Below are 12,504 nucleotides of genomic sequence, written 5' to 3' on the forward strand. Positions count from 1 at the left end.
GGTCAGCCGCGGGGAAGGGCGGCTGCGGTGCGGGCGCGATCCTCGATCGCCTGCCAGTTGCCCGCGGCGACATCGGCGTCGGTCACGATCCAGCTGCCACCGACGCAGACCACATTGGGCAGCGACAGATAGCTGTCCGCGTTCTGGGGCGAGACACCGCCCGTGGGGCAGAAGCTGACCTTGGGCAGGGGGCCTGCCAGCGATTTCAACGCAGGGGCACCGCCGACAGCCTCGGCAGGGAAGAACTTCAGCATGTCGAAGCCCGCGTCTGATGCACGCATCACCTCGGAGGCGGTGACGGCGCCGGGCAGCAGAGGCAGTTCCAGATCGGCACAGGCCTGGATCAGGCGGTCGGTCAACCCGGGCGAGACGGCAAAGCTGGCGCCTGCATCCTTGGCGCGCTTGGCGTCGTCAGGGGTCAGCACGGTGCCCGCGCCGACATGGCCGCCCTCGATCTTGCTCATGGCGCGGATCGAATCCAGCGCGGCGTCGGACCGCAGGGTCACCTCCAGCACGGGCAGGCCGCCGGTGACCAGCGCGCGGGCCAGATCGGCGGCATGGGCGGCGTCCTTGATGACGATGACCGGAATGACGGGGGCCAGCTGGCACAGGGCCCGGGATTTCTGCGACTGGATTTCGGGGGTCATGGCGCACCTTCGATATGTTGATTTGGGCCCGAACCTGAACCCGCCGCCCCCCTGATGCAAGCGAAACAGACACTGCAGCGAATGCTATGTTACCGCTATCGACCCGGAAGCCGCGGCGCGGGGCGTGAATCCCCTTGCATTCGGGCGGGGCAGGGGCTAATGCGCGCTCACTTCACAGGCAGGGGCGGGCCATTGCGGGAACAGTCGCAAAGGTCCACCGGTTGGGGCATCCGCCCCTTGATCCCCTGCCAAGGCGCAAACCGGAAAGGAACTCCTCATGGCGCTTCCCGAATTCTCGCTGCGTCAGCTTCTTGAAGCTGGCGTGCACTACGGTCACCAGACGCAGCGCTGGAACCCCCGCATGGGTGAATACATCTATGGCGAACGCAACGGCATCCACATCATGGATCTGACGCAGACGCTGCCGATGCTGGACGCAGCCCTGCAGGTCGTCCGTGACACCGTCGCAAAAGGCGGCCGCGTTCTGTTCGTCGGCACCAAGCGCCAGGCACAGAAGTCGATCGCCGAAGCTGCCGAAAAGTCGGCGCAGTTCTACATGAACCACCGTTGGCTGGGCGGCACGCTGACCAACTGGAAGACCGTCAGCCAGTCGATCAACCGCCTGAAGTCGATCGACGAGACCATGGGCGGCGGCGCCGAAGGCCTGACCAAGAAAGAGCGTCTGCAGCTCGAGCGTGAGCAGACCAAGCTGCAGGCCAGCCTAGGCGGCATCCGCGACATGGGCGGCCTTCCCGACCTGCTGTTCGTCATCGACGTGAACAAGGAAGACCTGGCCATCCTGGAAGCCAAGAAGCTTGGCATCCCGGTCGTCGCCGTGGTCGACAGCAACTGCTCGCCCGAGGGCGTGGACTACATCATCCCGGGCAACGACGACGCCGCACGCGCCATCTCGCTGTATTGCGACCTGGTCAGCCGTGCTGCGTTGGACGGCATGTCGGCACAGATGGGCGCTGCCGGCGTCGATCTGGGCTCGCTGGAAGACGCGCCCGAAGAAATGCTGGACGAGGCTGCCGCCGAAGCCTGATCCCCTGGGATCCGCGATTTCATGGAATTGTCGTCAGGCGGGGATATGCCCCGCCTGACGCGTTGATCACAAGGAGATGAACATGGCAATCACCGCTGCGATGGTGAAAGAGCTGCGCGAAACCACGGGCGCAGGCATGATGGACGCCAAGAAGGCGCTGACCGAGAACGGCGGCGACATGCAGGCGTCGATCGACTGGCTGCGCACCAAGGGTCTGGCCAAGGCCGCCAAGAAATCGGGCCGCGTTGCCGCCGAGGGCCTGGTCGCCGTCGCCGTCAAGGATGGCAAGGGCGTCGCCGTCGAGGTGAACTCGGAAACCGATTTCGTCGGCAAGAACGAAGAATTCCAGGCGATGGTCCGCAAAATCGCCGAAGCCGCGCTGAACGTCGACACGGTCGAGGCGCTGCAGGACGAAAAGATCGACGGCAAGCCGGTTTCGGAAGTCCTGACCGATGCCATCGCCAAGATCGGCGAGAACATGACCCTGCGCCGCATGGTCGTCGTGACGGCCCCCCGCGTCGTGCACTACGTCCACAATGCCGTCGCAGACGGCATGGGCAAGATCGGCGTGCTGGTCGGCCTGGACGGTGGCAACGACGAGATCGGTCGCCAGATCGCGATGCACATCGCGGCAACCTCGCCGGCCTCGCTGGGTGAAGCCGATCTGGACCAGGCCCTGGTCGAGCGTGAAAAGCAGGTCCTGACCGAGCAGGCCCGCGAATCCGGCAAGCCCGAGGCCGTCATCGAGAAGATGATCGAAGGCCGCATGAAGAAGTTCTTCGAAGAGGTCACGCTGACCGGCCAGAAGTTCGTCATCAACCCGGATCTGACCGTGGCGGAAGCCGCCAAGGAAGCCGGCGCGACGATCACCGGCTTTGCCCGCGTCGCCGTTGGCGAAGGCATCGAGAAGAAGGAAGAGGATTTCGCAGCCGAGGTCGCCAAGACCCTCAGCGGCGCCTGATCCCCGCATTCCATCGAAAAGACGAATGCCGGTCCCTCGGGGCCGGCATTCTTCGTTTCGCGGGGCGATTTCCGTGGGACGGCGCCGACCAAGGCAACCCGATCGGACGCCGCCTGTTCCTGGCACTTGCGTGCCACCACTCACGGAACGGGATGATGTGGCCTGAAACGGGTGGTCTGTGAAACGGTGGAAAACCCTACCCCGAGGGCAGGTGCAGGGTCATCGGATCATAGGCGGGATGGAACAGCTGATCGGTCACATGGGCCTTCAGCACCGCCTGCGGGGTCGTGTCGACGCCAAGCGCCTCGCGGGCAAGGCGCATGTGCTTTTCGACCGTGGCGGGTGTGATGCCCAGGATGGTGCCGATCTCGCTGACGGTCTTGCCTGCGGAACGCCAGCTGAGAACCTCGCGCTGGCGGGTGGTCAGGGTTAAGGTGGGGTGTTCGCGTGGCAGCGTTGCCACGCGCATGTGCAGGGTCCGGGCCAGCAGCCACATGTCGGCGCTGCGTTGTTCCCACAGACGTGCCAGGTCATCCTCCTCGGCATTCAGGCCGGGCATCAGCATGATCGCCCCGACGCTGTGCTTGACGATGTTGCGCAGGCTCAGCAGTTGAACGGCGCGCATGCCGTTGCGCGCCCCCATCGCCAGCGAAGGTGTCCTTTCCGCGCCGACCTGGGCGATCAACCGGGTGGCGGTGATATCGCCATCGTTCTGCAGCACCCATTCCACCCAAGCATCGCGGCTGATGCCGTAAAGCCCCTCGCCCTGTGCCAGAAGTTCGCCGGGCAGGTTGTTGAAGGTGACGGGCGGGTCGCGGACGATGGATGGCGGCACGCTGAGAGAGAAGCGGGCCGCATAGAACGCATGGGCGAAACCGGCATCCCGCGTCGCAGTCAGGAACGTATCACGAACAGCGGCGACGTCGCGACTGTCGACGATGGCTTTGATAAAATCTTTCATGAAACCGTAACTGTTAAAAATGCTATTGTTATACTGGGATGTTAATCGACTGAATATTCCAAGTTCAATGTGTTTCGAATATTCAAGATTCTGCGCAAGGTAAATGCGTCACGGATGATCAGGTCGCGAATGCTGGACCTGGGCTGGGTGAATATGCCAAGGGTTGCCGATCCCATTCACGTCACAGCGGAACCAAGCCCATGCCCTTCATCATTGCCATCGATGGACCTGCCGCCTCGGGGAAGGGGACGATCGCGCGTGCCCTGTCGGCGCATTTCGGCTTTCACCATCTGGACACCGGGCTGCTTTATCGCGCGACGGGTGCCAAGGGCGGCGATCCCGTTCTGGCGGCGCAGAGGCTTTGCGCCGATGATCTGGCAAGCCCCGATCTGCGCAGCGCCGAGGCGGGACAGGCCGCCAGCCGCATTGCCGCCATCCCCGAGGTGCGCGCCGCGCTGGTCGAGTTCCAGCACCGCTTCGCCGCGCAGGAACCTGGTGCCGTTCTGGACGGGCGCGACATCGGCACGGTGATCTGCCCGCATGCGCAGGTAAAGCTTTACGTCGTCGCCTCGGATCAGGTGCGGGCGGAACGGCGCGCCGCCGAGCTGGGCGCCGATCCGGCCGAGATGCTGGCGCAATTGCAGGAGCGTGATCGGCGTGACAGCGAACGTGCCACCGCGCCCTTGCGGCCCGCCAATGATGCCGTCGTGCTGGACACCAGCACGTTGAGCGTCCAGCAGGCGATCGAACAGGCCATTCAGGCGGTGGCCAAGGCCCGCTGATCAGCGGGCGATGATCTCGAATTTCGTGACATCGACCATGCCGCGATCGGTGATCTTCAGGGCGGGGATCACCGGCAGGGCCAGGAAAGCCAGTTGCAGGAAGGGTTCCTCCAGCGTCACGTCCAAACTGCGGGCGGCGTCGCGCAGGATGACCAGGCGGTCGCGGACATCCTCGAAGCTTTCGAGGCTCATGAGACCCGCGACGGGCAGGGGCAGCTCGGCGATGATCTGCCCGTCCAGCGCGACGACGAAGCCGCCCTCGATTTCGGACAGGCGGTTGGCGGCCAGCGCCATGTCGGCGTAATCGGCCCCGACCACGGCGATATTGTGGTGGTCGTGGCAGACGGTCGAAGCGATGGCCCCCCGCGCGATGCCGAAGCCCTTGACGAAGCCCGTGGCGATATTGCCGTTCCTGCCGTGCCGCTCGATCACCGCGATCCGCATCAGGTCGCGCGACGGGTCGGGGCGCTTGTCGCCGTCCTGCGGATCGATGTCGATCGTCAGATGCTCGGTGATGATCTTGCCTTCGAGGATGCCGATCACCGGCGTTTCCGTGCGGTTGCCGGTATAGCGGAAATCCTGCGCGGTGACTTGGGGGGCCTTGACCGAATGCCGCGCGACGGGGGCGACATGGCCGCGCGCGGCGAAGGCGGCATCATCGACGACGCGGCCTGCTGTCAGGACCAGTTGTGCGTTGCATCTCTCAAGGCTGTCGATGGCGACGATATCGGCGCGCAGGCCCGGCGCGATCAGGCCGCGATCCTTCAGACCGAAGGCCTCGGCGGCGGAGAGGCTGGCGGCACGATAGGCGGCCAGCGGTTCGGTCCCCAGTGAAATCAGGCGGCGGATCATGTAGTCCAGATGCCCGTGTTCGCCGATATCCAGCGGATTGCGGTCATCGGTGCACAGGCACAGATAGGCGCTGGTGGCAGGCGTCAGGATGGGTTGCAGGGCGTCCAGATCCTTGCTGACCGAGCCTTCGCGGATCAGAACGCGCATGCCCTTGCGCAGTTTTTCCAGCGCTTCGTCGGCGGTGGTGGCCTCATGCTCGGTGCGGATGCCCGCGGCGATATAGGCGTTCAGGTCGCGCCCCGACAGCTGCGGGCAGTGGCCGTCGATATGGCCGCCCTCGAACAGGCGCAGCTTGTCCATCGCCGCCGGATCGCGGTGGATGACGCCGGGGTAATTCATGAACTCGGCCAGACCGATGGCCGAGGGGTGGCCCATGACGCGGGCGATGTCATCCGCCAGGATCTCGGCGCCCGAGGTCTCCATGTCGGTCGAGGGCACGCAGGAGGACAGCTGAACCCGCAGGTCCATCAGCAGATGTTCGGATGCCGCCTGGAAATAGCGGATGCCGTCCAGACCGATGACATTGGCGATCTCATGCGGGTCGCAGATGGCGGTGGTCACGCCGCGGGGCGTGACGCAGCGGTCGAACTCGAAAGGGGTCACGAGGCTGCTTTCGACGTGCAGATGCGTGTCGATGAAGCCCGGCACCAGCGTCAGGCCGGTGACGTCGATGATGCGTTCAGCCTCATAGCTGGCGCCGATGCCCACGATCCGGTCGCCGCAGATCGCCACATCGCCGCCGATCATCGCCCCCGTCACAAGGTCGAAGACCTGACCGCCGCGCAGGACCAGATCGGCCGGCATGTCGCCGCGCGCCTGTGCTATCCGCCGTTCCAACTGGTCCATTCTGCCGCTCCGATCATTTTTGGTGCGCCACATGACAGCAAAGCGGGGGGGAGGTCCAGAGGTGCTTGCCCTTGGGCGGGGCGCATGCTTGCCTGCGACCATCAAGCAGGAAGGTTACCCATGTCGAACGCCAGCGCCCAGAGCTATGCCCATGACGACCGCAACGATCAGGTTCTGGTCCATGTGAACGGCCAGCTTGTGCCGCGCGATCAGGCAAGCGTGTCGATCTTCGATGCGGGCTTCGGTCTGGGCGACGGGGTGTGGGAAGGGCTGCGGCTGGTGCGCGGGCGCATCCTGTCGCTGGATGCGCATCTGGACCGCCTGTACGAGGGCGCGCATTCCATCAGCCTCGATATCGGGATGGATCGTGCGGCGCTGACCGGCTGCATCATGGATCTGCTGGCGGCCAATGGGATGCAGGATGGCGCCCATATCCGCCTGATGGTGACGCGCGGGGTCAAGACGACGATCAACCAGGACCCGCGTTTCACGGTCGGCGGGGCGACGGTGGTGATCCTGGCTGAATACAAGCAACCCAACGCGGCGTTGAAGGCGCGAGGGCTGCGGTTGATGACCTCGGCCATCCGCTGTTCGACGCCGGATGTGTTTGATCTGCGCCTGAATTCGCACAGCCGGTTGAATTTCATCCAGGCGCTGAACCAAGTGATCGGCATGGGTGCGGATGAGGCACTGATGCTGGACGATCGCGGCTTTGTCGCCAGCTGCAATTCGACCAACTTCTTCATCGCGCGGGGGGATGAGCTTTGGACCTCGGACGGGGCATGCTGTTTCAAAGGAATCACACGGGCGACCGTGATGCGATTGTGGCAGCAGGCGGGCGGCGTGCTGCACGAGGGGAACTTCACGCTGGCGCAGGCCTATGGCGCGGATGAGGCTTTTGTCACAGGGACGCTGGGGGGCATCACGCCGGTGGCCAGCATCGACGGGCGCGCCATGCGCGGGGGCGTCGGCGGGCCGGTGACGGCGCGGGTCGCGGCGCTTTACGCGGATTACGTCAACGGCTGAGGGCGGGGCGGGGGGCTTCCGCCCCCATCCGGCAAAGGCCGGATTTCCCCGAGGGTATTTGCGGCAACCGAGAAGCCGCTTATGGCTTCCAGCGCAGGAAGTTGGCGATCAGGCGCAGGCCGATCTGCTGCGATTTTTCCGGGTGGAACTGCGTGCCGATGATATTGTCGCGCCCGACGACCGCCGTGACCGGACCGCCGTATTCGACATGCGCCAGGCGGTGGGCCGGATCGGCGACCTCGAACTGCCAGCTGTGGACGAAATAGGCGTGATCGCCGGTGGTGATGCCGTCAAGCACGGGGTGGGGATGGTCGATGACCAGATCGTTCCAGCCCATGTGCGGGACCTTGAGGCCGGGTGCGGCGATGGCCTGGACCTGCCCGCCGATCCAGCCAAGACCGGGGGTGGGGCGGTATTCATGGCCTGTCGTGGCCAGCATCTGCATGCCGACGCAGATACCCATGAAGGGGATGCCGCGGTTGATGACGGCGTCCTTGATGGCCTCGGCCATGCCGTCGACCTCGCCCAGAGCGGTGCGACAGGCGGGGAAGGCGCCGTCGCCGGGCAGCACGATGCGATCGGCGCGGGCCGCCACCTCGGGGTCCGAGGTGACGATGACATCCGCACCCGCATCGCGGCCCATCAGCTGGAAGGCCTTTTCCGCAGAATGCAGGTTGCCGCTGTCGTAATCGACCAGAGCGACCCGCATCACAATGCGCCCTTGGTCGAGGGCAGAACGCCCGCCATGCGCGGATCGGGTTCCACCGCTTCGCGCAGGGCGCGGGCGACGGCCTTGAAGGCGGCCTCGGCGATGTGGTGGCTGTTCAGCCCGTGCAGGCGGTCGACATGCAGGGTGATGCCGCCATGCGTGGACAGGGCCTGGAAGAACTCGCGCACCAGTTCGGTGTCGAAACTGCCGATCTTCTCCGATGGGAATTCGACGTTCCAGACAAGGAAGGGGCGGGCCGACAGGTCCAGTGCGGCACGAACCAGCGAATCGTCCATGGCCAGCAGGAAGTTGCCATAGCGGCGGATGCCCTTCTTGTCGCCAAGCGCCGCGACCAGCGCCTGACCGATGGCGATGCCCGTATCCTCGACCGTGTGGTGGTCGTCGATGTGCAGATCGCCCGAGGCGCGGATGGTCATGTCGATCAGCGAATGGCGCGACAGCTGGTCCAGCATGTGATCGAAGAAGCCCACGCCGGTCTGGTTGTCGTAGGTGCCGGTGCCGTCCAGGTCCAGGGTGACCTCGATCTGCGTTTCGGCGGTATTGCGGGTGATCGTCGCTTGGCGCATGGGATGTCCTTTCGTCGCGCGGGCCTTATAGGCCCTGCGGGGCGGTCAGCCAAGGTGAACCTGACCTGCCGGATAGCGCACCCGCGGTGTCGTACGGGTGGCCAGGAAGAAGCCGAGCGTCAGCGGACCGACGCGGCCCAGGAACATCACCACCATGATGATGAGGCGCCCGAAGTCAGACAGCTGTCCGGTATAGCCGCGCGAAAGGCCCGTGGTGCCGAAGGCCGAGGAGACCTCGAAGGCGATGTCGACGAATTCGCCGTCATGGCTGATCAGCAGCACGAAGATCGCCGTCAGGATCACGCCGGATGCGATGGTCATCAGCGCCATGACTTTCAGCACGTCGCCAAGGGGGATGGATCGACCGAAGGCCGTCACCTCTGTCCGGCGGCGCAGGAAGGCCACGGCGGCCAGCAGCATGACGAAGACGGTCGTCACCTTCAGCCCGCCCGCCGTGGATGTCGGGCCCGCGCCGATCACCATCAGCACCATGTACATCAGCGAGGTCGAATCATGCAGCCCGCCGATGTCGGTCGAATTGAAGCCTGCCGTCCGCGTCGTGACGCCTTGGAACCAAGCCACCGTCAGGCGTGCGGTGGTGCTGTCGAACTGGCCCAGCGTGCGGGGGTTGTTCCATTCCAGGAATGCGGTCATCCCGACGCCGCCCGCGATCAGCACCGCCGTGCCGATCACCATCATCCGCGTATGCACCGACCAGCCGCGCCAGACCGGCTTGCGCCAGATGTCGGCGATGACGACATAGCCGATGCCCCCCGCGATGAAGAGCGCGGGGATGACCGTGTTCACCACGGGGTCCAGCGCGTAATCCGTCAGCCCCGACGAAAAGGTTGAAAACCCCGCGTTGTTGAAGGCCGAGACGGAATGGAAGATCGCATGCCACAGCCCCTGCGACAGCCCGTGACGCGGCATGAAGGACAGGCACAACAGCATGGCGCCTGCAACCTCGGCCATGATGACGATGCGCAGGATGGTCCAGACCAGTCGCGTCAGCCGGGTGTAGGAGGTCTGGTTCAGATCCTCGCGCAGGTAGTTGCCTTGCGTGATGCCCATGGGCAGGCCCAGCATCGACCACAGAAGGACGGCAAAGGTCATCAGGCCCAACCCGCCCAGCTGCACGAGGCAGGCGATGATCAGTTCGCCCCAGAAGGTGAAGGTCAGCTCGGTATCGACCACGGCCAGACCCGTCACCGTCACGGCGGATGTCGAGGTGAACAGCGCATCCATCAGCGTGATCGGCGCCCGCGCCATGGGGGGCAGCATCAGCAGCAGCCCGCCCAGCCCGATCAGCGCCAGATATCCCACGGCCAGCACGGCAGGGGGCGGGGTGCGGGCCAGCCAGCGCCGCAAGGCCCGCTGTGGCGCGCGGGGGCGTTTCACAACCGATCGCCGAAATTCGTCAGATCGACGCGCTTGCCCAGCAGCAGCAGCCGGTCGTTGGTCTGAAGCACGGGATCGTCGCCATGCACCGACCGGTATTCGGTGCCCCGCATCATGCCCAGCATCTGCACGCCCGGACCTGCCTGCAGTTCCGACAGCTTGCGTCCCGCAAGGCGCTGCGGGATCATCAGGTTCACCACGGAAAAGCCGTTGCCCAGGCTGACGTAATCCTGCACTGCCGGGTTGTTCAGCATCTGCGCGGTATGGCGCCCCATCTCCAATCCCGGCAGGATCACCCGATCGGCACCGATCTTGGACAGGATGCGGTGGTGCGTGCGGCTGTCGGCCTTGGCCCAGATGTGGCCCACCCCGATCAGGCGCAGGTTCATGGCGGCGATCACGTTGCTTTCCAGGTCGTTCCCGATCGAGACCAGCCCTACGTCGTATCGGTCGACGCCCGCCTCGCGCAGCGCGCCCTCGTCGGTGGCATCCAGGATCACGCTGGCGGGAAGCTGTTCGGCCAAGGCCGCGACGCGGCGGGGGTCCTTGTCGATGCCCAGCACCTGGTTGCCGAAACGCGCCAGTTCGGCGGCCACCACGCTGCCGAACGCACCCAGCCCGATGACGACGAAGCTGCGATTGACCTTGCCCATGAGATCCCCGTGAGATGGCAAAACGCGCGAATGCTGTAGCTGTGCGGAAGCCGAGGTCAAGCGGAGTTTTGCGACGATCTGCGGGGAACCTTTGCCCTCCGGTGGTCTTTCTCATGTGATTGTGAGAAAACAAATGTCATACGGCGGAAACCCGCCAAGGGTCCAAGGACCTCCACCCGATCGAAGATAATCAGAAAGGGACAGATGTCACAGACACCTCCGAAACCCCCCGGATCGAAGGGGACGCCCCGCGATCTTGCGCGCGAACGCGATGCCCTGCAGGGGCGGCTTGAACGCGACAAGCCGAAACCCGCCCCCGAACCCGTCCAGCAGGACCAGACCGAGGAAGGCGCCGAGCCCATCCCCGAGCCCGAAGGTCCGACCGAGATCATCGAGACGGATTACACCATCGGCCAGGACAACATCGAGGGGCGTGCGCCCTTCGCCTTCGACGTCCACAACCCGGTCTTCGGCATCTCGGCGCTGGCCGTGGTGGCCTTCACCGTCGTCACCATGATCTTCCCGACGCAGCTGCAGCCCGTGTTCGAGGGTCTGCGCGATGCAATGACGGGCAATCTGGACTGGTTCTTCATGATGGCGGGCAACATCTTCGTGTTGCTGTGCCTTGTGCTTATCGTGCTGCCCTTGGGCTCGGTCCGTCTGGGCGGGCCGGATGCGACGCCAGACTTCAGCCTGAGCGGCTGGTTCGCGATGCTTTTTGCCGCAGGCATGGGCATCGGGTTGATGTTCTATGGCGTCAGCGAACCCCTGGGCCATTTCCAGGCAGCCCTTGGCGGTCAGGTCATGGAAGATGGCATCCGCACCGATTGGGCGCCCCTGGGTGCCGCGCTGGACGACCCCGAGGCCGCGCGCCGTCTGGGCATGGCCGCGACCATCTTCCACTGGGGTCTGCACCCTTGGGCGATCTATGCGGTCGTGGCGCTGGCGCTTGGGCTGTTCGCCTACAACAAAGGCCTGCCGCTGACGCTGCGCTCGGTCTTCTACCCGATCTTCGGGGAAAGGATCTGGGGATGGCCGGGGCACATCGTGGACATCACCGCCGTTCTGGCGACGATCTTCGGTCTGGCCACCTCGCTTGGTCTGGGTGCCGAGCAGGCGACCGCCGGGCTCAGCTACCTGTTCGGGATGTCCGACGGCAACACCACCAAGATCGTGCTGATCGTGCTGATCACGCTGGTCGCGGGCGCCTCGGTCGTGCTGGGCGTGGAAAAGGGCGTCAAGCGCCTGTCCGAGCTGAACATGATCCTGGCGATCATCCTGCTGCTGTTCGTCATCATCGTCGGCCCGACCGTCGCCATCTTCACCGGCTTCTTCGGCAACCTGGGCGCCTATGCGCAGGAACTGATCCCGCTGTCGAACCCCTTCGGTCGCACGGATGACAACTTCCGTCAGGGCTGGACGGCCTTCTACTGGGCCTGGTGGATCAGCTGGTCACCCTTCGTCGGCATGTTCATCGCCCGCGTCTCGCGCGGCCGGACCGTGCGCCAGTTCCTGATCGCCGTGCTGATCGTGCCTTCGGTCATCTCGGTCCTGTGGATGACGGCGCTTGGCGGCACGGCCATCGACGAAACCCTGGGCGGTTTCGCGGGCATCACCGATGCGGCGCTGGAACTGAAGCTGTTCGAGATGCTGGGCCAGCTGCCCCTCTCGGCCATCACCAGCTTCGTTGGCATTGTGCTGGTCATCGTGTTCTTCGTGACCTCCTCGGATTCGGGGTCGCTGGTCATCGACACGATCGCGGCAGGCGGCAAGGTCAATGCGCCCGTCCCGCAGCGGATCTTCTGGGTCAGCATCGAGGGTCTGGTCGCCATCGCCCTGATGCTGGGCGGCGGTCTGGCCGCGGCGCAGGCCATGGCGGTTTCGACCGGCTTCCCCTTCACCATCGTGCTGCTGGGGGCCTGCTATGCCCTTGTCAAAGGCCTTCAGGCCGAGAAGCGTGAGCTGAAGTAACGCTAAAGGAACGGGCAGGGTTTTCCTGCCCGTTCTTGTCTTATCGCCCTCGGGGTGCGAAAACCG

Annotated in this window: 12 protein-coding genes; 5 read left to right on the forward strand and 7 right to left on the reverse strand. The window is 64.9% G+C overall.

What is annotated here, in order from left to right:
- Nucleotides 1-2: 2 nt before the first annotated feature.
- Nucleotides 3-647, reverse strand: coding sequence for a bifunctional 4-hydroxy-2-oxoglutarate aldolase/2-dehydro-3-deoxy-phosphogluconate aldolase (gene eda / locus DDE75_RS03270; RefSeq protein ID WP_108500976.1), 645 nt, complete (start codon nt 645-647; stop codon nt 3-5).
- Nucleotides 648-924: 277 nt separating this feature from the next.
- Here eda and rpsB point away from each other — a divergent pair, with 277 nt between their 5' ends.
- A complete protein-coding gene (rpsB, locus tag DDE75_RS03275; protein WP_108500977.1) occupies nt 925-1,692 on the forward strand; it encodes a 30S ribosomal protein S2 in 768 nt (255 codons plus the stop codon).
- A gap of 82 nt (nt 1,693-1,774) precedes the next feature.
- Nucleotides 1,775-2,653 carry a translation elongation factor Ts gene (tsf, locus tag DDE75_RS03280; RefSeq protein ID WP_108501317.1) on the forward strand — a complete coding sequence of 293 codons (879 nt, stop codon included), beginning with the start codon at nt 1,775-1,777 and terminating at the stop codon, nt 2,651-2,653.
- A gap of 196 nt (nt 2,654-2,849) precedes the next feature.
- Here tsf and DDE75_RS03285 read toward each other — a convergent pair whose 3' ends face one another.
- Nucleotides 2,850-3,614, reverse strand: coding sequence for a helix-turn-helix transcriptional regulator (locus tag DDE75_RS03285; RefSeq protein WP_108500978.1), 765 nt, complete (start codon nt 3,612-3,614; stop codon nt 2,850-2,852).
- A gap of 200 nt (nt 3,615-3,814) precedes the next feature.
- Here DDE75_RS03285 and DDE75_RS03290 point away from each other — a divergent pair, with 200 nt between their 5' ends.
- Nucleotides 3,815-4,396, forward strand: a complete 582-nt coding sequence (locus tag DDE75_RS03290) for a (d)CMP kinase (RefSeq protein WP_108500979.1) — start codon at nt 3,815-3,817, stop codon at nt 4,394-4,396.
- Here DDE75_RS03290 and ade read toward each other — a convergent pair whose 3' ends face one another.
- Complete coding sequence (gene ade / locus DDE75_RS03295; RefSeq protein WP_108500980.1) at nt 4,397-6,094, reverse strand: adenine deaminase; 1,698 nt, start codon at nt 6,092-6,094, stop codon at nt 4,397-4,399.
- A gap of 120 nt (nt 6,095-6,214) precedes the next feature.
- Between ade and DDE75_RS03300 the strand changes: the two genes are divergently transcribed.
- Nucleotides 6,215-7,120, forward strand: a complete 906-nt coding sequence (locus DDE75_RS03300; protein WP_108500981.1) for an aminotransferase class IV — start codon at nt 6,215-6,217, stop codon at nt 7,118-7,120.
- A gap of 79 nt (nt 7,121-7,199) precedes the next feature.
- On the opposite strand, the gene hisH is transcribed toward DDE75_RS03300, so the two are convergent.
- Genes hisH through DDE75_RS03320 form a run of 4 tightly spaced genes read right to left on the reverse strand, consistent with a single transcriptional unit; the run spans nt 7,200 to nt 10,467 of the window.
- A complete protein-coding gene (gene hisH, locus DDE75_RS03305; protein WP_108500982.1) occupies nt 7,200-7,829 on the reverse strand; it encodes an imidazole glycerol phosphate synthase subunit HisH in 630 nt (209 codons plus the stop codon).
- Nucleotides 7,829-8,416: an imidazoleglycerol-phosphate dehydratase HisB gene (gene hisB / locus DDE75_RS03310; protein ID WP_108500983.1), complete on the reverse strand. Its 588-nt coding sequence runs from the start codon at nt 8,414-8,416 to the stop codon at nt 7,829-7,831. The genes hisH and hisB overlap by 1 nt, the downstream gene beginning before the upstream one ends.
- A gap of 45 nt (nt 8,417-8,461) precedes the next feature.
- Nucleotides 8,462-9,814, reverse strand: a complete 1,353-nt coding sequence (locus DDE75_RS03315; protein ID WP_245894606.1) for a TrkH family potassium uptake protein — start codon at nt 9,812-9,814, stop codon at nt 8,462-8,464.
- Nucleotides 9,811-10,467 (reverse strand): potassium channel family protein, encoded by a 657-nt coding sequence (locus DDE75_RS03320; RefSeq protein WP_108500984.1) that lies wholly within the window; start codon nt 10,465-10,467, stop codon nt 9,811-9,813. Before DDE75_RS03320 ends, DDE75_RS03315 begins: the two co-directional genes overlap by 4 nt.
- A gap of 204 nt (nt 10,468-10,671) precedes the next feature.
- Between DDE75_RS03320 and DDE75_RS03325 the strand changes: the two genes are divergently transcribed.
- Entirely contained in the window at nt 10,672-12,438 is a 1,767-nt protein-coding gene (locus DDE75_RS03325) for a BCCT family transporter (RefSeq protein ID WP_108500985.1), read from the forward strand.
- The last annotated feature ends 66 nt before the right edge of the window (nt 12,439-12,504 follow it).

It is taken from the genome of Paracoccus indicus, assembly GCF_003056335.1.
In the GTDB taxonomy this organism is placed as follows: domain Bacteria; phylum Pseudomonadota; class Alphaproteobacteria; order Rhodobacterales; family Rhodobacteraceae; genus Paracoccus; species Paracoccus indicus.